22 protein-coding genes are annotated in these 18,696 nt (G+C 69.7%); 16 read left to right on the plus strand and 6 right to left on the minus strand.

The window, feature by feature from the left end; translation table 11 throughout:
* Window positions 1-8 precede the first annotated feature (8 nt).
* Together KALB_RS31360 and KALB_RS31365 are read right to left on the minus strand one after the other, a co-directional pair.
* Complete coding sequence (locus tag KALB_RS31360; protein ID WP_025359634.1) at window positions 9-1,196, minus strand: acetyl-CoA acetyltransferase; 1,188 nt, start codon at window positions 1,194-1,196, stop codon at window positions 9-11.
* 168 nt (window positions 1,197-1,364) lie between these two features.
* The gene (locus KALB_RS31365; RefSeq protein WP_201771842.1) at window positions 1,365-2,096 is read right to left on the minus strand and encodes a methyltransferase domain-containing protein; all 732 of its coding nucleotides are present in this window, start codon (window positions 2,094-2,096) and stop codon (window positions 1,365-1,367) included.
* Window positions 2,097-2,206: 110 nt separating this feature from the next.
* Between KALB_RS31365 and phoU the strand changes: the two genes are divergently transcribed.
* Together phoU and KALB_RS48320 are read left to right on the plus strand one after the other, a co-directional pair.
* Entirely contained in the window at window positions 2,207-2,872 is a 666-nt protein-coding gene (gene phoU, locus KALB_RS31370; RefSeq protein ID WP_025359636.1) for a phosphate signaling complex protein PhoU, read from the plus strand.
* A 108-nt stretch (window positions 2,873-2,980) separates the two neighbouring features.
* A complete protein-coding gene (locus tag KALB_RS48320) occupies window positions 2,981-3,127 on the plus strand; it encodes a hypothetical protein (RefSeq protein ID WP_169743540.1) in 147 nt (48 codons plus the stop codon).
* 63 nt (window positions 3,128-3,190) lie between these two features.
* Here the strand turns inward: KALB_RS48320 and KALB_RS31375 are convergent, their stop codons facing one another.
* From KALB_RS31375 to KALB_RS31390, 4 genes are all read right to left on the minus strand, one after another.
* Window positions 3,191-4,036, minus strand: coding sequence for a C1 family peptidase (locus KALB_RS31375; RefSeq protein ID WP_025359637.1), 846 nt, complete (start codon window positions 4,034-4,036; stop codon window positions 3,191-3,193).
* Window positions 4,037-4,186: 150 nt separating this feature from the next.
* On the minus strand, window positions 4,187-4,417 hold the full coding sequence (locus KALB_RS31380; protein ID WP_025359638.1) for an RNA-binding S4 domain-containing protein: 231 nt from the start codon (window positions 4,415-4,417) through the stop codon (window positions 4,187-4,189).
* Window positions 4,418-4,429: 12 nt separating this feature from the next.
* The gene (locus KALB_RS31385) at window positions 4,430-5,065 is read right to left on the minus strand and encodes a hypothetical protein (RefSeq protein WP_025359639.1); all 636 of its coding nucleotides are present in this window, start codon (window positions 5,063-5,065) and stop codon (window positions 4,430-4,432) included.
* A gap of 10 nt (window positions 5,066-5,075) precedes the next feature.
* Entirely contained in the window at window positions 5,076-5,606 is a 531-nt protein-coding gene (locus KALB_RS31390) for a hypothetical protein (protein WP_030110903.1), read from the minus strand.
* A gap of 325 nt (window positions 5,607-5,931) precedes the next feature.
* Here KALB_RS31390 and KALB_RS31395 point away from each other — a divergent pair, with 325 nt between their 5' ends.
* The 14 genes from KALB_RS31395 to KALB_RS31455 all read left to right on the plus strand — a co-directional run bounded on the left by KALB_RS31395 (window position 5,932) and on the right by KALB_RS31455 (window position 18,458).
* Window positions 5,932-6,528, plus strand: coding sequence for a DUF6801 domain-containing protein (locus KALB_RS31395; protein ID WP_042221000.1), 597 nt, complete (start codon window positions 5,932-5,934; stop codon window positions 6,526-6,528).
* Between the two features lie 31 nt (window positions 6,529-6,559).
* Window positions 6,560-7,189: a DUF6801 domain-containing protein gene (locus KALB_RS31400; RefSeq protein WP_148309730.1), complete on the plus strand. Its 630-nt coding sequence runs from the start codon at window positions 6,560-6,562 to the stop codon at window positions 7,187-7,189.
* Between the two features lie 13 nt (window positions 7,190-7,202).
* Window positions 7,203-8,450: a DUF6801 domain-containing protein gene (locus tag KALB_RS47065; RefSeq protein ID WP_025359643.1), complete on the plus strand. Its 1,248-nt coding sequence runs from the start codon at window positions 7,203-7,205 to the stop codon at window positions 8,448-8,450.
* Between the two features lie 20 nt (window positions 8,451-8,470).
* Window positions 8,471-9,469: an ABC transporter ATP-binding protein gene (locus KALB_RS31410; protein ID WP_025359644.1), complete on the plus strand. Its 999-nt coding sequence runs from the start codon at window positions 8,471-8,473 to the stop codon at window positions 9,467-9,469.
* Window positions 9,466-9,642 (plus strand): hypothetical protein, encoded by a 177-nt coding sequence (locus KALB_RS47875; protein WP_158510857.1) that lies wholly within the window; start codon window positions 9,466-9,468, stop codon window positions 9,640-9,642. The genes KALB_RS31410 and KALB_RS47875 overlap by 4 nt, the downstream gene beginning before the upstream one ends.
* Window positions 9,639-10,427 (plus strand): MlaE family ABC transporter permease, encoded by a 789-nt coding sequence (locus KALB_RS31415; protein ID WP_025359645.1) that lies wholly within the window; start codon window positions 9,639-9,641, stop codon window positions 10,425-10,427. Before KALB_RS47875 ends, KALB_RS31415 begins: the two co-directional genes overlap by 4 nt.
* Window positions 10,428-11,261, plus strand: a complete 834-nt coding sequence (locus KALB_RS31420; protein ID WP_025359646.1) for an MlaE family ABC transporter permease — start codon at window positions 10,428-10,430, stop codon at window positions 11,259-11,261.
* A gap of 73 nt (window positions 11,262-11,334) precedes the next feature.
* Window positions 11,335-12,534 (plus strand): MCE family protein, encoded by a 1,200-nt coding sequence (locus KALB_RS31425; RefSeq protein ID WP_025359647.1) that lies wholly within the window; start codon window positions 11,335-11,337, stop codon window positions 12,532-12,534.
* Window positions 12,531-13,553: an MCE family protein gene (locus KALB_RS31430; protein WP_025359648.1), complete on the plus strand. Its 1,023-nt coding sequence runs from the start codon at window positions 12,531-12,533 to the stop codon at window positions 13,551-13,553. Before KALB_RS31425 ends, KALB_RS31430 begins: the two co-directional genes overlap by 4 nt.
* A complete protein-coding gene (locus KALB_RS31435) occupies window positions 13,550-14,566 on the plus strand; it encodes an MCE family protein (protein WP_025359649.1) in 1,017 nt (338 codons plus the stop codon). Before KALB_RS31430 ends, KALB_RS31435 begins: the two co-directional genes overlap by 4 nt.
* The gene (locus tag KALB_RS31440; RefSeq protein ID WP_025359650.1) at window positions 14,566-15,570 is read left to right on the plus strand and encodes an MCE family protein; all 1,005 of its coding nucleotides are present in this window, start codon (window positions 14,566-14,568) and stop codon (window positions 15,568-15,570) included. The genes KALB_RS31435 and KALB_RS31440 overlap by 1 nt, the downstream gene beginning before the upstream one ends.
* Window positions 15,567-16,595 (plus strand): MCE family protein, encoded by a 1,029-nt coding sequence (locus KALB_RS31445; RefSeq protein ID WP_025359651.1) that lies wholly within the window; start codon window positions 15,567-15,569, stop codon window positions 16,593-16,595. The genes KALB_RS31440 and KALB_RS31445 overlap by 4 nt, the downstream gene beginning before the upstream one ends.
* Window positions 16,595-17,809 carry an MCE family protein gene (locus KALB_RS31450; protein WP_025359652.1) on the plus strand — a complete coding sequence of 405 codons (1,215 nt, stop codon included), beginning with the start codon at window positions 16,595-16,597 and terminating at the stop codon, window positions 17,807-17,809. Before KALB_RS31445 ends, KALB_RS31450 begins: the two co-directional genes overlap by 1 nt.
* A 28-nt stretch (window positions 17,810-17,837) precedes the next feature.
* A complete protein-coding gene (locus KALB_RS31455; protein ID WP_035976086.1) occupies window positions 17,838-18,458 on the plus strand; it encodes a hypothetical protein in 621 nt (206 codons plus the stop codon).
* The last annotated feature ends 238 nt before the right edge of the window (window positions 18,459-18,696 follow it).

Raw genomic sequence — 18,696 nt, forward strand, 5'->3', positions numbered from 1 at the left:
CGTTCCCCTCAGCCGATCACGAACGCGACGGTTGTCGTGGTGCTGCCACCGATGTTGAGCGTGCCGAACCGGCGTGCGCCCTCGACCTGGTACTCCCCCGCCGTGCCGGTGACCTGCTTGGCGGCGTCGAGCACCATGCGCACCCCCGTGGCGCCCACGGGGTGGCCGCCGCCGATCAGGCCGCCGCTGGGGTTGACCGGGATGCGCCCGCCGATCTCCAGCGAGCCGTCGCGCACGGCCTGCCAGCTACAGCCCGGTTCGGTGATGCCGAAGTGGTCGATCGCCAGGTACTCCGACATCGTGAAGCAGTCGTGCGTCTCGATGCCGTCCAGGTCCTCGACCCCGGCGAGGCCCGCACGGCCGAACGCGTCGGTGATCGCCTGCCGCACGTGCGGCATGACGTAGGGCTCGTCCCTGCTGCGCTCGGTCTTCGCCGCCAGCGACAGGCCCACCGTGCGGTGCCCCCAGCCGAGGATGCGCGCGGCCCCGTCCCGGTGCCTGGTCGACAGCACCACACCCGCCGCGCCGTCGGTCATCTGGCTACAGTCCTGGCGCCGCACCCTGCCCTGCACCAGCGGGTTCGCCTCGTCATCGGCGGTGAAGCTGGCCGGTCCGAACCGCCAGGCCCGGGTCTGCGCGTTCGGGTTGGCCCGCGCGTTGCGGTAGTTCAGCTCCGCGATCGCCCGCAGGTCGGCCTCGTCGATGCCGTAGCGCCGGTCGTACTCCTCGGTCAGCTCGCTGAACATGTGCGGCCACAGGTACTTCGCCCGCTCGCCCTCGCGCCCCACCCAGGCCGCCGCCCCGAGGTGCTGTGCCGCCACGTCCCCCGGCACCGTGCGCTCCACCTCCACGCCGAGCACCAGCGCCGTGTCGTACCGCCCCGACTCCAGGTCGGCCATGGCCGACAGCAGGGCGACACCACCCGAGGCGCAGGCCGCCTCGTGCCTGGTCGCCGGCACGCCCCACAGCTCGGGCCGCACTGTCGCTGGCATGCCGCCCAGCTGCCCCTGCCCGGTGAACAGCTGCCCGAACGCGTTGCCCACGTGGATCACGCCCACGTCCCGCGGCGCGACCCGGGCCGCCGCCAGGGTCTCGCGCACGACCTCGCCGACCAGGTCGCTGACGTCGAGCCCCTGCTTGACCCAGTTCCGCGCGAAGTCCGTCTGGTAGCCGCCGAGCACCCAGGTATCCGCCACACCCCGAGGCTACAACTAACAGAGTGACCCCCACCACCCCGCGTGTCGGACGTTCCGGTACCGCGTGTCGGACCTTCCGGCACGAACTCTCACAAGCTGGGAAATCGACCACCAGCGTCCGACACGCCGCACGCGAAGCGCCGACACGCGAGGCTGTTCGGTACTGGCTCAGCCCGGGCGGCGGGCGGTCAGCACGAGGTAGCCGGGGAAGCCGAGGCGGACCCGCACGTCCAGTGGCTCGGCGCAGCGGGCGGCCAGGGCGTGCAGCGCGCGCGGGCCGTACATCTTGCGCATGCTGATGATCCCGTCATGGCTGGCGGGCCACCCCGCTGTCACCAGCAGCAGGGGGATCAGCCCGAACATCAGCGGCGTGCGCCAGGCGTCGACGACCAGCAGGGTGCGGGCCACGCGGGCGCCCTCGCTGAGCACCGCGGGCACCGCACGGGGCGGCAGGTGGTGCAGCGACTGGGTGAACACCGCGACGTCGTAGCTGTTGTCGGCGGCGTTGATGCCGGTGGCGTCGAGCAGGTCCACGGTGGCCCTCGGGTGACGGCCGAGCGGCCCGGACCGCAGGCGGCCCACGGCCTCGGGCTCGATGTCGCTGGCGGTGACCAGGGCACGCGGGTGGCGGTCCAGCAGCCTGCGGGACAGCTCGCCGTGCCCCGCGCCCAGTTCCAGCACGCGCGGTGCGGGCAGGTCGGCGACCTCGGCGAGGGTCCAGCGGATGAACGTGCCGTAGGCGAACACGGCACGGTTGAGCCGGTTCAGGCCGCGCAGGACGGCCTGCTTGCGGTCGGCGGACACGTCCTCGCGGTCGAGCAGCTCGGGAGCCGCCGTCTCGTACCAGCGGTCCAGCCACGAGGCCGACGGACCACCCCGGGGCATGTCCTCCACGGTCACGGTTGTCGAGGCTACGCGCGTTGACGCCCTTCGGCGCGGTCGTAGCGACGGCGTAAGGGTTGCCCGGTTGGACACCGCGCCGGGCCGCCGGGCACGTAGCGTCTGCCCCCATGCGCGACTCGTTCCGGAGGGAGCTCGACGGTGTCGCCGACCGGCTGGTCGGGATGTGCGAGCTGGTGGGCGCCGCGATGCGCGGGGCGACGATGGCCTTGCTGGACAACGACCTGGTGCTCGCGGAGAAGGTGATCCACGACGACAACCGGGTCGACGTGGCGCGGGCCGACTGCGAGGAGCGCGCCCACGCCCTGCTGGCCTTGCAGGCGCCGGTGGCACGGGACCTGCGGGTGGTCATCGCGGCGGTGCACGCGGCGGACTCGGTGGAGCGCATGGGGGATCTGGCGGTGCACGTGGCGCGCACGACCCGGCGCAGGCACCCGAATCCCGTGCTGCCAACGGAGTTGCGCGGGCGGTTCGCGAACCTGGGGCAGATCTGCGTCACCCTGGCCGACACCGCGGCGCAGGTGATCCGCACGCGGGACCTGGTGCTGGCCGCGGAACTGGCCGACACCGACAACACCGTGAACGCACTGCACAGCGGGCTGATGGCCACGCTGATGAGCCCGGACTGGCCGCACGGGGTGGCCACCGCGGTGGACGTGTCCCAGCTGAGCCGTTTCTACGAGCGCTTCGGTGACCACGCGGTCTCGCTGGCGCGGCGCACGGCGTATGTGGTCACTGGCGACCCGAGGCCACCTCACCTGGGGCGAGCCGCCTGACCTGCGGCCACAGTGGACAATACGGACAGCGGTGAAAAACGGCGGCCGATGAACCCACCTCGGCGGGGCAACCGTAGTCTTGCTCCGAGTAATCCGAGGGAGGAAGTTGTGACCGAGCAGCAGGAGAACGCGCCGCAGCAGGGGCGCGCACGGCACGCGGCCGCGGAGGGCGCGGGGCTGCACCCGTTGATCGACCTGGACCGGGACCCCACGCCGGGCAAGCCCGACCACGCCGCGCCGGAGGACGAGGACTGAGGTCCGCGCACGGCGGTGCCGGCACGGGAGTCCCGAGCCGGCACCGCGTCACGTGCTACGAGGTCACTTCACGAGCTTGCCGACGGCCTCGGCCTCCTGCACCTGGCCGGTGACGAAGCGCCACGGCACGTTGATGAAGCCGCCGTCGCCCCAGCTGGTGCCCCAGGAGTTCTGGATCCGCACGCCCTTGTCGTTGTAGGCGATGATGGTGATCTCGTGGTAGCCCAGCAGCTGCTCACCCGAGCTCGGGTAGTAGGTGTAGGCCTGCGCCGCCGAGCGGGAGATCTTCTCGAAGCTGCCGTACACCGGGATGGTGATCACCACGGGCAGGCCCTTGGCCAGCGAGTCCTGCACCCCGGCCTTGAGTGCGCTGCCGGTGTTCAGCGAGGTGTAGCCCGACAGCTTCCAGTGCGCCGCGTTGGTGCGCTGGGCCGAGGTCGGCTGGGTGGTGTAGTCGTAGTCGCCCTGCCAGTAGTCGGCCCTGGTGTCCAGGCCCTGGCTGGTCAGGATCTTGAAGTGGTCCTTGGGGTAGCTGCCCTGGTCGTTGCCCCGGGCGATCTGCGCGTAGGTGTACATCGGCGCCATCGGGGCACCGGTGATGCCCTGCTCCTTCATCAGGATGGAGTAGGCGCTGTAGTCGATGGCCCAGGCCACGCAGGAACCGACCTGCCCCTGGTTGCCGGGCGAGGCCGCGTACGGGCTCAGGTCCACCGAGGCCGGGGCGGCTGCGGTGGACAACTCACGCACACCCTGCGCGGAGAAGCTCTTCGCGCTGTGGTCCACCAGGGCGCCGTAGGCGTAGTGCGGCTGGACGGCAGGGGCCGCATCCGCAAGGGGCAGGCCCATCGCGCCGATCGCACCAGCGGTCGCCAAAACAACGGCCAAACGGCCGTAGTTCTTCGCATTCATTTGGGTTCATCCTCGATACATCAGCAGGGGTGATGTATCCGCCCGAGGAGCGCATCAGGATTACGGACCTCGAAAACACGGCGGATGCACGCGAGGTGAACCTTAAGTACTAAAGCCCCCAGTGAAAAAGCGACGATCGTAGGGGTTCGTTCACATTTGACGTGCGGCCAACCGCGCCCTGTTACCAGCCACGGCGATGACGTCACCGTCGGTCAGCTGACGGCCCCTGCGTTCCTCCGGCCTGCCGTTGACCGTGACCTCCCCCGCCTCCAGCAGTTCCCTGGCGTGGCTGCCGTCCTCGGCCAGTCCGGCCAGCTTGAGGAACTGGCCGAGCCGGATGCTGTCGTCGCTGATCTGCACGGTCTGGATGGGGGCGTTCATCGGTACATCATCTCAGTACGCCGTGATGCCGCCGACCTTCCAGGTGCCCTCGCTGAGCACGGCGTCCACCGCGAGCTGACCACCACCGGAACTGGTCTGGCCGTTGTCGGCGCGGGTGGCCTTCTGGTCCACGAACACCAGCACCCTGGCCCGGTCCGCGGACAGCACCTCCACCCCGCTGGCCACCGTGGCCACGGTCAGCACCAGCTTGCCCTCCGCTGCCTGCTGCCGCACCGGCTTGATCAGCGCCGCGTAGTCCTGCACGGCCTTGCCCACCAGCGAGCGCTTGGCCAGGTCCTCGGACTTGGCGGGCTGGGCGTAGTCGTAGGAGAAGATCCCGTTGACGATCGCGGTGACCTGGCCGGTGACCTGGCTGGTCGCGGCGTTGTCGGCCAGCGCGGTGTTGGCCTTGGCCGCCGCCGTGTCCAGCGAGTTGGCCTGCACGCCGAACCACGTGGCCAGGCCGGTCATCAGCACGGCGAGGGCCACCAGCAGCGCGGGCAGGCCGAGCCGGGGCCTCGCCCTGGGCTTCGGGTCCGGCGCGGGCTCGGGCTCGGGATGGACCGCGGGCCGCTCGCTGACCGGCCGCAGGCCCGCCACGTAGCGCTTGCGCTGGGACGCGGGTGAGCGCCGCTGGGTGATCGTCACGGGTGTCCTCTCACTGTGCGGTGCCCACCGGGACCTGGCCGAGCGCGCTGAGCTTCCAGCCCGCGTCGGTCCTGGTCAGCTGGCCCTGGAACCGGTTGCGCTTGGTCACCGGCTGGCCCTGCTGGGGCGTCACCGTGATGTCCAGGACGGCCAGCACCGCGGCCCTGCCCGCGTGCTGGTCCAGCTCCGTGACCGCGGCGTCGACCAGCTTGGCGGTGGTGGCCGTCTTCGCCTCCTGGATCTTGGACACGTAGCTGGGGTTGTCCCGGACCAGCTGGTCGTGCAGGTCACCGGTGGTCAGCGACTGCCAGGAGGCCAGGCCGGGCTGCACGGAGCGGTAGTCCAGGGTGTTCATGCCGACCACCGCCTGCTCCCCGACCCGCAGCACCTGGTCGCGGTCACGGGAGAAGGCCGCGGACTCGTCGTGCGCCGCGCTCCACCAGGACCAGCCGAACCAGGCCGCCACGAGGGTCGCCGCCACCGCGAGGGCGGCGGTGATGAGCACCGGAGGGCTGGCAACGGCGGGCAGGCGCTGCGTCATGGCGGGCAGTCTCACCGCGCCGGGGACAGCCGGTCCAGCCATTCCCCGAACGGGCTAAGCAGCCCCGGAAAAGCGCCCTGTGACCTGACAAGAACATACCGGAGGTTTGTAGCCGCTACACAAGAATGAGTTCGGCGCATCATTGTCCTCACCCAGTGCATTTTTGTTACTTGCCCGCAACTTGACTCGTGAGTAACGTGAGTCGCGGTCGGAACGTGAAATTCCCCACGGCCCGACAATCACCAATTCCCGCCAGCGACGTGCCGTCACCGTCGTTTCTTTCGCGACCGCACAGCAGGGAGAAGGCTACGTGTTCAGAACTGGAATGAGAACCGCGACGGGCGCGGCTGTGTTGGCCGTCACCGCTCTGCTGGGGGCCGGAATCGCCAGCGCTGACGTGCCGGTGGACAAGACCCTCACCTGGAAGGGGGATTTCCCCGTGATCGGCACGCTCTCGCCGATCAGCACCCAGATGCTGGCCAGCCTGCCCAGCCCGGTCACCGTCGGGCAGCCCGGCGGCACCGTACCCGTCACGCTCAACGTGGACGCCCCCGCCGACGCCACCAACGGCCTGGAGCTGGTCGGCGCGGCCAGCGTGGAGGGCACCGTCAAGGCCACGGTCGTGGTCACCGACTCCGCGGGCACCACCGTGAACGTGCCGATCCTGCTGACCATCCCGAAGACGGCCACCCCGGCCAGCGGAGAACACCTCAAGTTCACCGCCACCGGCAACGCGAGCTTCCCCTCCCCGCAGCACGCCGGTACCGCCACGGTCGTGCTCGACGGTGCCAGCGCGTCGACCACCTTGGAGCCCAAGGACTCCAGCGGCAACGACACCGCGCTGGGCACCTTCACCGTGAACCTCAGCCTGGACCCGGCGGGCCAGGACACCAGCCTGGGCACCGTGCAGATCAACGGCTGAGACCCGATCCGCAGCGACTAAGGAGACCACCATGCTCGGACGAGCAACGGCGCTCGCCAGGCGTGCGACCGCTGTGGCCACCGTCGGCCTGGTCGCGGGTCTGCTCGGCGCAGGCATCGCCGCCGCCGACACCCCCGTGGCCAAGGACCTCAGCTTCAAGGGCGACTTCCCGGTCATCGGCACGCTCACGCCGATCAAGGCGCACATCACCACCAGCCTGCCCAGCCCCGTCGTGGTGGGCAAGTCCAGCAAGCTGTTCCCGGCCAGCGTGGACATCGACGCCCCGCCGGACGCCACCACCGGGCTCAACCTGATCGGCGCGGCCTCCGTGGAGGGCACGGCCAAGCTGACCGCACTGATCACCGACTCGGCGGGCAAGAAGTACTCGGCCAAGATCCAGCTGACCATCCCGAAGACGCCCACCCCGGCCGACGGCCAGGACCTGAAGTTCACCGCCACCGGCCAGGCGATCATCCCGGTGATCAGCAACACCGGGGCCGCGGTGGCCTCGGTGGACCTGACCAGCGTGTCCACCACACTGACCCCGAAGGACGCCAAGGGGGAGCCGACCGCGCTGGGCACCTTCACCGTGGACCTGACCCCGGACCCGGCGGGCCAGGACCCCACCCTGGGCACGATCCAGATCGTCGCGGCGAGCTGACATGAGGCCCCCGGTGTCGAGCAGGCCTGCCGCGGTCGCCGCCTTCGGGCTGGCCGTGCTGCTGGTGGGTGCCGGCTCGGCGCCGGGGCTGGCAGGCAAGGACAGCACGCTGCACTACACCTGCCAGTTCCCCGCGACGGGCGCCGTGGACCTCGCGGTCACGGTGTCGGCCGCGTACCCCGACACGGGCAGGGTCGGGCAACAGGTCGCCCCGGCAGCGGCGTCGGTCAGGTTCGCCGTGCCCGCCGAGGCGACCGCGGAGCTGGCGAAGTTGGGTGCCGTCACGGTGGATGGCGGCACCCAACTTGCCACAACCGTTGCCCAGCAGGGAAAGTCCACCGACTCGGCGTGGACCGCCCAGTTCGCCCAACCGGTCCCGATCCCCGCGACCGGCGAACTCGCACTGACCGCCTCCGGCACGACCCCACCCGTGACGCCCGCGGTGGACGGTCCGCTGACCGTCGCAGCGGGCACGCTGGTGCTGAACCTGAGCCTGCACAAGGCGGAGGGATCGGCGGTGCTGCCCGTTCCGTGCACCCCGGTCACCGGCCAGAACACCACGTTGGCCACGATCACCGTCGGTGGCACCGAGACCGGCACCCCCGCCCAGCCGCCCGTGGTCGGCGAGCAGCCAGCCACCCCGCAGTCCACGCCCGCCGCCGCCCCGCTGCCACCCAATCCGCTGCACTACCCGTTGACCGGCAGCACGACGATCAAGAAGCTGAACGCCGTCACCGACCTGGGCAAGGGCGGGGTGGACGCCTGGTACACCATCGGGCCCGCCCCGGACTTCGACGTCACCCTGCACGGCAAGATGCGGCTGGACCCGGTGCCGACCTCCTTCCTCAACTTCGGCTTCGTGCCAGCCACCGCGATGATGCAGTTCGTGCCGGGCATGACCGAGATGGTGCTGCACAAGGGAAAGGCCACCGGCACCTCGAAGACCGACACCAGGCTGTACGAGGCGAGGGTCAACGGGGTCGGCATGGACCTCGGCCAGACCTGCCACAACGCCAGGACCATCACCATCACCCTGGAGTCCGGCTCGAACTTCACCGTGCTGGGCGGCGGCCCCGTCAACGGCGTGTTCGACCTGCCCGGCTTCACCGGCTGCGGGGCCACCGAACCGCTGGACGCGTTGATCACCGGGCTGACCACCGGCCCCGGCAACACCGCGAACATCGTGCTCGGCAAGCCCTGCCGCCCCAAGGTCCCGGGTCCCGATCCCACCTGCCCGTGGCAGGACCCGGACAAGTTCTGAGTGAACCGCGAGGAGGCCCGGTGGGCGTAGAGGTAGCCGTCGAGGGACTGACCAAGTCCTTCGGCGCGCAGAACATCTGGCGGGACGTGTCCCTGGTGCTGCCCCGCGGTGAGGTCAGCGCGCTGCTGGGGCCCTCGGGCACCGGCAAGTCGGTCTTCCTGAAGACGATCATCGGCCTGCTCCGGCCCGAGCGGGGCAGCTGCGTGGTCGGCGGGGTGGACACCGCATCGTGCAGCGAGCACCAGCTCTACGAGGTGCGCAAGCTGTTCGGCGTGCTGTTCCAGGACGGCGCCCTGTTCGGGTCGATGAACCTGTTCGACAACGTGGCCTTCCCGCTGCGCGAGCACACCCGAAAGCCCGAGTCCGAGGTCCGCCGCATCGTCCTGGAGAAGATGGAACTGGTGGGCCTCACCGGCGCCGAGTCCAAACTCCCCGGCGAGATCTCCGGCGGCATGCGCAAGCGCGCCGGACTCGCCCGCGCCCTCGTGCTCGATCCCGAGATCATCCTCTGCGACGAGCCCGACTCCGGCCTGGACCCCGTGCGCACCGCCTACCTGTCCCAGCTGCTGATCGACCTCAACGCGCAACTGGACACCACCATCCTGATCGTCACGCACAACATCAACCTGGCCAGGACCGTGCCGGACAACATCGGCATGCTGTTCCGCCGCGAACTGGTCATGTTCGGTCCCCGCGAACTCATGCTCACCAGCGAGGAACCCGTACTCGCCCAGTTCCTCAACGGGCGCAGGCTCGGGCCGATCGGCATGACCGAGGAGAAGGACCAGGCCACGCTCGCCGCCGAACAGGCGCAACTGCGTGCCGTCACCGACACCCTGTACGGCATCGCCCCGCAGCTCGACCCCAGTCCCGGGCTACCGCCCCGACTTGCCGTGCGGCGCCGCAAGGACCGGGTCATGAGCGCCCTGCACCAGTTCCCGATCCCGACCCAGCGCAGCGTCATCGCCAGCCTCGACGCGGCCGACCGCACCCGCTACGGGATCGGAGCCCCCGCATGACCGCCCTGGCCCGCCGCCATGCCATGAAAGTGCCGTTCCTGGCACCCAACGCATCGAACGGCACTTTCATGGCATGTCCCGCGCCCCATCACGCCGCGAAAGTGCCCTTCGCTGCGCTCAACGCAGTGAAAGCCACCTTCACGCCACGGCCCACCCCCGAGGACCCCGCATGACCGCCCCCGCCTCCCCGTTCCCCGGTGTGGCCGCGCTGCGGCAGACCGGGCGGCTGTTCTCGCTGGCGCTCAGCGTGGTCCGCAACTCGGTGCGCCGCCCGTTCCAGGCGCGCGAGTTCATCGAGCAGTTCTGGTTCATCGCCAGCGTCACGATCCTGCCCACGGCGCTGGTGTCGGTGCCCTTCGGCGCGGTGATCGCACTGCACCTGGGCTCGCTGACCCGGCAGATCGGCGCGGAGTCGTTCACCGGCGCGGCCAGCGTGCTGGCGATCATCCAGCAGGCGAGCCCGCTGGTGACGGCCCTGCTGGTGGCGGGCGCGGGCGGGTCGGCGATCTGCGCGGACATCGGCGCGCGCACGATCCGCGAGGAGATCGACGCCATGGAGGTGCTGGGCGTGTCGGCCGTGCAGCGGCTGATCGTGCCCAGGGTGCTGGCCTCGATGATGGTCGCCCTGCTGCTCAACGGCATGGTGAGCGTGGTCGGCGTGCTGGGCGGCTACTTCTTCAACGTGATCATGCAGGGCGGCACGCCGGGCGCGTACCTGGCCAGCTTCTCGGCACTGGCCCAGCTGCCGGACCTGTGGATCAGCGAGCTGAAGGCGATCATCTTCGGCTTCATGGCCGGGGTGGTGGCCGCCTACCGGGGGCTGAACCCGGCGGCCGGTCCCAAGGGGGTGGGTGACGCGGTGAACCAGGCCGTGGTCATCACCTTCCTGCTGCTGTTCTTCGTGAACTTCGCGCTCACCACGCTGTACCTGCAGCTGGTCCCACCGAAGGGGATGTGAGTGGCCACCAACCGCTTTGTGTCCGGTGTGGACCGAAAACTGTCCTTCTTGGACAACCTGGGCGATCAGCTGCTGTTGTACGTCCGCGCGCTGGTGCTGGCGCCGATGGCGATCCGCAGGTACGGCAGGGAGATCGTCCGACTGCTGGCGGAGGTCAGCTTCGGCACGGGTGCGCTGGCGGTGATCGGCGGCACGGTGGGCGTGATGGTCGGCATGACCGTGTTCACCGGCGTTGTCGTTGGCCTGCAAGGGTATTCGGCGCTGAACCAGATCGGTACGGCGGCCTTCGCGGGCTTCATCTCGGCGTACTTCAACACCCGCGAGATCGCCCCGCTGGTGGCCGGGCTGGCGCTGTCGGCCACGGTCGGCTCGGGGTTCACCGCGCAGCTGGGCGCCATGCGGATCTCCGAGGAGGTCGACGCCCTTGAGGTCATGGGCGTGCGCAGCCTGCCCTACCTGGTCACCACGCGGATCGTGGCCGGGTTCGTGGCGATCATCCCGCTGTACGCCGTGGGTCTGCTGATCTCCTACCTGGCCTCGCGGGAGATCACGGTGCTGTTCTACGGGCAGTCCGCGGGCACCTACGACCACTACTTCAGCCTGTTCCTGCCACCGGCGGACGTGCTCTGGTCCTTCGGCAAGGTGCTCGTCTTCAGCGTGATGGTGATCCTCGCGCACTGCTACTACGGCTACCGCGCCACCGGCGGACCAGCCGGTGTGGGTGTGGCCGTGGGCCGGGCGGTGCGGGCGGCCATCGTCACCGTGAGCATCACCGACTTCTTCCTCAGCCTGGCCATCTGGGGTGCGACGACCACCGTGAAGGTGGCCGGATGAGCGAGCTCGCGAGCGAATCAACAGGCACCGGGCCGGCGCGAAGCGCCGCGCCGAGCGCCAGCGAGGTGCGGCGATGAACGCGGGCTGGGCCAAGGCGGGGCGGCGCCTGGTCGGCGTCTCGTTCCTGCTGGTGATCGCGCTGCTGATGTGGCTGTCGGTCTCGGCCTACCAGCAGCGGTTCACGCCGGTGGTCAGCGTGACGCTGATGACCGACACCACCGGAAACGAGCTGCACCAGGGCGCCGAGGTGAAGATACGCGGGGTGATCGTCGGCGAGGTGCGCGACATCCAGACCAGCGGCGGCGGGGCGCGCATCCAGCTGGCGCTGCACCCCGACCAGGTGCACCTGTTGCCGGTCAACCTCTCCGCCCGGCTGCTGCCCAAGTCGCTGTTCGGCGAGCGCTACGTGGACCTGCAACTGCCCACCGCCCCGGACAGCAGGCGGCTGGGACAGGGCAGCGTGATCGACCAGGACCACTCCAGCAGCGCCATCGAGCTGGAGAAGGTGCTCAGCGATGTCATGCCCATGTTGCAGGCGGTGCAGCCGCAGAAGCTGGCCAGCACGCTGAGCGCGCTGGACCAGGCGCTGCACGGGCGCGGGGAGCAGCTCGGTCGGACGCTCACCGAGCTGAACGGCTACCTGACCCAGATGAACCCCAAGCTGCCCGAGCTGAACGAGGACGTGGCGCAGCTGGTGAAGGTTGCCGACACCTACGACAACGTGGCCCCGCAGGTGCTCCAGGCGCTGACCGACGCGACGACCACCACGCGGACCTTCGTGGACCAACAGAACGCGCTGCTCTCCTTGTACGGCAAGGCAACCAGCACCGCGACGGATCTGACCGGCTTCCTCACCAACAACGCCGAGAACCTGATCCAGTTGTCCTCGGTGAGCGTGCCGACCTTGCAGCTGTGGGCGCGCTACTCCCCCGAGCTGCCCTGTTCGTTCAAGCAGCTCGCGGAGCTGAAGCCGTTGATGGACAAGGTGTTGGGCAAGGGCACCGACAGGCCGGGCATCCACGTGGACGTCAAGGTCACGCAGGGGCTGGGCAAGTACGTGCCGGGCAAGGACACCCCCGCGTACACGGAGAAGGGCGGGCCCACCTGCTACGGCAGCCCGCGCCAGGCGAGCCTGCCGAACTCGGTGCAGGAGAACCACTTGATCAATGACCTGATCGGGCCGTCCACCGGCGTGCCCCCGCAGGACCTGCCCGGCTGGAGCAGCCTGCTGGTCGGACCGCTCTACCGTGGGGCGGAGGTGACGCTGCGATGAGGAGCGTGGCGGCGCCGCTGACCAAGAGTCTGCTGTTCACGGTGCTCACGGTGGCGGCCACCGTGGTGCTGGGCATCACCATCTCCAACGTCGGGGTGGGCGACACCGCGCGGTACCAGGCGAGGTTCACCGATGTCACCTCGCTCAACGTGGGCGACGACATCCGGGTCGCCGGGGTGCGGGTCGGCCAGGTGGAGCAGATCGAGATCGTGGACCACCGGGTGGCCCAGGTGGAGTTCTCGCTGGCGGCCAGTCGCAGGCTGCCCGGGTCCACCACCGCCGCGATCAAGTACCGCAACCTGATCGGGCAGCGCTACATCGCGCTGGACGAGGGCGGCGGGCAGGGCGCCACGCTGGCGCCGGGCAGCACGATCGGGCTGGACAGGACCACCCCGGCCCTGGACCTGACCGACCTGTTCAACGGGTTCCAGCCGCTGTTCCACGCGCTGAACGCCAATGACGTCAACCAGTTGTCCTCGGAGATCATCCAGGTGTTGCAGGGCGAGGGCACCACGGTGGACAGCTTCGTGGCGCACACCGCCTCGCTGACCTCCACCCTGGCCGACAAGGACCAGGTGATCGGGCACGTGGTGGACAACCTGAACTCGGTGCTCAAGACGATCACCTTGCGCGGGGACGAACTCGGGTCCCTGGTGACCACGGCCCAGCAACTGGTGTCGGGGCTGGCCAAGGACCGCGAGCCGATCGGGCGGGCGATCAGCGCGCTGTCCTCGCTGACCGACAGCACCGCGGGCCTGCTGGAACAGGGCCGTGAGCCGCTCAAGCAGGACATCTCGGCGCTGGGCCAGCTCTCCACGAACCTGGCGGGCAGCTCCGACCTGGTGCAGAGCTTCCTGCAGAACCTGCCGAAGAAGATGGACGCGATCGGCCGGATGGCCTCCTACGGCTCCTGGCTGAACTTCTACCTGTGCTCGGCCACCGTCACCGGGGTCAGCACCACCAACGGGGCCCCACCGCCGACCGGGATCCCGCTGACCCAGCCGAGGTGCCAGCGATGACCACACCGGAACCGAAGCGGCGCAAGACGATTCTGGAGCGCAACCCGGTCGTCGTCGGTGTGCTGGGCCTGCTCCTGCTGTCCGTGCTTGGCGGACTGGCCTTCTTCTCCAACGACCTGCCGGTGATCGGCGCGGGCACCCGGTACAGCGCGGACTTCACCGAGGCGGCCGGGATCCGCCCGGACAACGAGGTGCGTATCTCCGGGGTCAAGGTCGGCGTGGTCACCGGGACCGCGCTGGAGGGCGACCACGTGCACGTGACCTTCCGGGTGCGCGGGGCGTGGATCGGCGACCGCAGCACGGCCGCCATCAAGATCAAGACCTTGCTCGGCGAGAAGTACCTGTCGGTGGACCCGCTGGGTTCGGCCGAGCAGAACCCGGACCAGGCGATCCCGGTCAGCCGCACGGTGACCCCCTTCGACGTCACCGACGCGTTCAACGGGCTCACCCAGCAGGTCGGGCAGATCGACACCCAGCAGCTGGCGCAGAGCTTCACCACCATCGCCGACACCTTCGCCAGGACCTCCCCGCAGGTCAACACGGCGCTGTCCGGGCTGGCCTCGCTGTCCAGGACGATCTCCTCGCGGGACAGCCAGCTCGCCGAGCTGCTCGCGGGCACCAAGAAGATCACCCAGACCCTGGCCGACCGCGACGACCAGTTCCAGGCCCTGCTGACCGACGGCAACCTGCTGCTGTCCGAGCTGACCAAGCGCCGTGAGGCGATCGGGGCGCTGCTGACCGGGGCGCAGCAGCTGGCCACCCAGCTGTCGGGTCTGGTCAACGACAACACCCAGCAGCTGGCGCCGGCGCTGCAACAGTTGCAGCAGGTCACCAGCCTGTTGCAGCGCAACCAGGACAACCTCGACCGCAGCCTGCGACTGGCCGGGCCGTACTACCGGATGCTCGGCAACGCCGTGGGCAACGGCCGCTGGCTGGACACCTACCTGTGCGGGCTGGTGCCCACCGAGGGCGCCAGCGGCTGCACCCCGCCCCGGATCAAGGGAGGCAGCTGATGTTCCGCACCAGGGCGCGGTCGCGCCTGGCCAGGATCGGCGCGGCGGGCTTCGCCCTGCTGCTGCTCGTCTCGGCCGGGCTGTGGTGGGTCTTCGGCGACGCCGGGGTCACCCGGATCACGGCGTACTTCGACAACGCGGTGGGCGTCTATCCCGGCTCGGACGTGCGCGTGCTGGGCATCCGGGTCGGCCGGATCGACGAGGTTGCCCCGGAGGGCAAGCAGGTCCGGGTGCGCATGACGGTGCGGAACGGGGTGTCCGTACCCGCCAGGGCCCAGGCGGTGGTGGTCTCGCCCAGCGTGGTCAGCGACCGGTACGTGCAGCTGGCCCCGGTCTACCGGGGCGGGACGAAGATGCCCACCGACAGCGTGATCCCGGTGGAGCGCACCGCGACCCCGGCCGAACTGGACCAGCTCTACAGCAGCCTCAGCGACCTGGCCAACCAGCTCGGGCCTGGCGGCGCGAACTCGCAGGGCGCGCTGTCCAAGGTGCTGGACGTGATGGCGCAGAACTTGGGCGGCAACGGTCGTGCGCTCGGTGACGTGATCAAGGAGCTGGGCAAGGCGACGACCACGCTGTCCGGCTCGCAGAACGACCTGTTCGACACCGTGGACGGGTTGCAGAAGTTCACCGCGGTGCTGGCGGGCAGCGACGACAAGGTCCGCCAGGCCACCGACCAGCTCGCCGGCGTGTCCGGCTTCCTCGCGCAGGACCGGAAGGACCTGGGCGCGGCCATGGACAAGATGGCCGGTGCGCTGGAACAGGTCCAGGCGTTCATCCGGGACAACCGGGACCTAATCAAGTCCAATGTGGACAAACTGGCGGCGGTGACCAAGGTGCTGGTGGACCAGCGGGCGTCCCTGGCCGAGGCACTGGACGACGCCCCGCTGGCGATCACCAACCTGCTGGGCACCTACGACCCGAAGAACAACACCTTGGGCAGCAGGACGAACCTGTTGGAGTACAGCGCCTTGCCGCTGCCGTTGACGGGAGCCACACGATGAGGCGCGCGGTCGTGCTGGCGCTGGCCGCGTGCACGCTGGCCACCGGCTGCTCGGGCGGGTTCACCGGGGTCTACGACCTGCCACTGCCTGGCGGCGCCGACCTGGGCGGGCACCCGTACCGGATCACCGCGCAGTTCCACGATGTGCTGGACCTGGTGCCGCAGGCGGCGGTCAAGGTGAACAACGTCGCGGTGGGCCGGGTGGACACGATCACCTTGCCGGACAACGGCTGGTCCGCCCAGGTGGGCCTGAGCGTGAACGGGGACGTGCACCTGCCCGCCAACGCCGTGGCCTGGCTGCGGCAGTCCAGCCTGCTCGGCGAGAAGTACGTGGAACTGGCCGCACCGCGGGACAACGCGCAGGGCTCGCTGGCCGACGGGGCGGTGATCCCGCTGACCAGGACCAACCGCAACCCGCAGGTGGAGGAGGTGTTCGGCGCGCTGTCCCTGGTGCTCAACGGGGGCGGCATCGCGCAGATCCAGGACATCAACCGCGAGCTGAACAAGGCCGTGGTGGGCAACGAGTCCCAGGTCCGCTCCCTGGTGGGCAACCTGAACACGCTGGTGTCCAATTTGGACGCGCACCGCCAGGACATCACCAGTGCGCTGGACGGCGTCAACCGCCTGTCGGCGACCCTGGACCAGCGCAAGGACCAGGTCGGCGGGGTGCTGGACAACCTGACCCCCGGCATGAAAGTCCTGTCCGAGCAACGGGAATCGCTGGTCACGATGTTGCGGTCGATCGACCACCTGTCCGGGGTGGCCACCGACACCATCAACCGCAGCAAGGACGACATGGTGGCCGATCTCAAGGCGCTGCAACCAACACTGAACCAGCTGGCCGCCGCGGGCAAGAACCTGCCGGAGTCCCTGGAGTTGCTGGTGACCTACCCGTTCACCGACGCCGCGTTGGACGCGATCAAGGGCGACTACCTCAACGTCTACCTGTCGGTGACCGCGGTGCCCGGCACGGTCGTCAACCCGCCGGTCGGGCCCAAGCTGCTGTTCGACGGGAGTGCTCGCTGATGCTCACCAGGGGAATTCGCCTGCGCGTACTGGCCTTCCTGGTGATCGGCCTGCTCGTGGTGGTCTACGTCGGGCTCAACTACGCCAAGCTGGGCCGGTTGGTCGGGCTGCGCGGCTACTACGTGGTCACGATGCAGCTCAACGGTTCCGGCGGCATCTTCACCAACGCCGAGGTCACCTACCGGGGCGTGTCGGTCGGCCGGGTCGGCGCGCTGGCCCTGACCGACCAGGGCGTGGACGTGCAGTTGGACATCGACAACTCCGCCCCGCACATCCCCGTCGGATCCAAGGCCGTGGTGGCCAACCGGTCGGCGGTCGGCGAGCAGTACGTGGACCTGCGCCCGGACACCACGAAGGGGCCGTTCCTCGGTGACGGCTCGGTGATCCCGGTCGAGGACACGAAGATCCCGCTGGCCGTGCAGGACCTGCTCACCAGCGTGGACCGGCTCGCCTCCTCGGTGCCCACCGAGTCGCTGCGCACCGTGGTGGACGAACTGGGCACGGCGATGCAGGGCGCGGGCCCGAACCTACAAGCCTTGCTGGACAACGGCAGTTCCTTCGTTCAGGTCGCGGCACAGCACGTGCCGCAGACCCAGCAGCTGATCACCGACAGCCAGACCGTGCTGCACACCCAGCAGGCCGAGGGCGATGCGCTCAGGACCTTCGCGGACAACGCCGCGCTGCTGTCCGCGCAGTTCAAGCAGTCCGACCCCGACCTGCGCCGGTTGATCAGCGCCGGTACCGACGCCGCGGCACAGACCCGCGCGCTGGTGCGCGACCTGGACCCGAACATGGGCGTGCTGTTCGCGAACCTGCTCACCACCGCGAACGTCATGCGCATCAGGCAGAACGGGCTGGAGCAGCTGCTGGTGTCCATGCCGAGGGCGATCGACACCGGCAGCAAGGTGATCACGCAGAACGGGGCGAACCTCGCGCTGGAGCTGACCTTCTTCGACCCGCTGCCCTGCACCACGGGCTACGGGGGCACGACCTACCGCAACGGGTTGGACACCTCACCCGGGACGCTGAACACCCAGGCGGCGTGCACGCTGCCCGCGGGCAGCGCGACCGGGGTGCGTGGCTCGCAGAACGCGCCGTACGGCGGCGGCGTTCCGCCCGCGGCCACGCCCGGTGCCCCGCTGCCGTGGGACCTGGCCCGCTCGGGTGCCACCGGCACACCGTCCGTGAGCCGCCTGCTGGGCCTGCCCAACTGAATCCGAAGTCACGAGAGAGGTGCTCCTCATGCGCGAACCGCTCAGGAGAATGACCGGCGTGCTCGCCGCCGCGCTCGCGGTCGCGATGGTCGGTGCGGGCGTGGCAAGCGCCGATCCGCAGGCGCCGCCCACCACGATCAACGTCAACTTCAAGATCGACGGCACCACGTACCTGAAGAAGATCGACGCGACGATGACCCTGGGCACCGGCAAGCTCATCTCGCACCTGGTGCCCGGCACCGGGGAGATCACCGCCGACCTGCAACTGCCGCCAGCCACGCTGTCCTACAAGCAGTTCGGCATCCTGCCCGTCAGCTCCACCGTGGAGCTGGAGTCGATCGGGCAGACCACCGGCAAACTCGACAAGGGCGTGGTCACCAGCCACTCCACCATGCGCATGCACCTGAAGACCATGTCGGTGGCCGGGCTGCCCATCCCGATCGGCGACAACTGCGCCAGCGCCGAGCCCGACACGATCGACCTGGTCTCCGGCCCCGGCTTCAACATCCTCAAGGGCGGCGACCTGCTCGGCACCTACTCGGTGGGGCAGTTCGCCAACTGCGGCCTCGCCGGGCTCCTGATCAACGCACTGGTCCCCGGCCCGGACAACACGATCAAGCTCACCCTGAGCTCCCCCACCCGCCCCTGACCCACGAGTCCCGCCCAGCCACACGCGAGTCCCGCTCTGACGCACGTGAGTCCCGCTCAGCCGTTGGCGGGGCTCACGTGCGTCCGGGCCGACCCCGCCCGCCGCGATGTCATGAAGGTGCCGTTCAGGGCGTTGGGTGCTGTGAAGGGCACCTTCGTGACGTGCTGGGGTGGGGTGGCGGCTCAGCACCGGGTGCCGTGAAGGTGCCCTTTGGGACGTCCAGCGTCGTGAAGGGCAC

The sequence above is a fragment of the Kutzneria viridogrisea DSM 43870 genome (genome assembly GCF_000525635.1).
GTDB lineage: Bacteria > Actinomycetota > Actinomycetes > Mycobacteriales > Pseudonocardiaceae > Kutzneria > Kutzneria viridogrisea.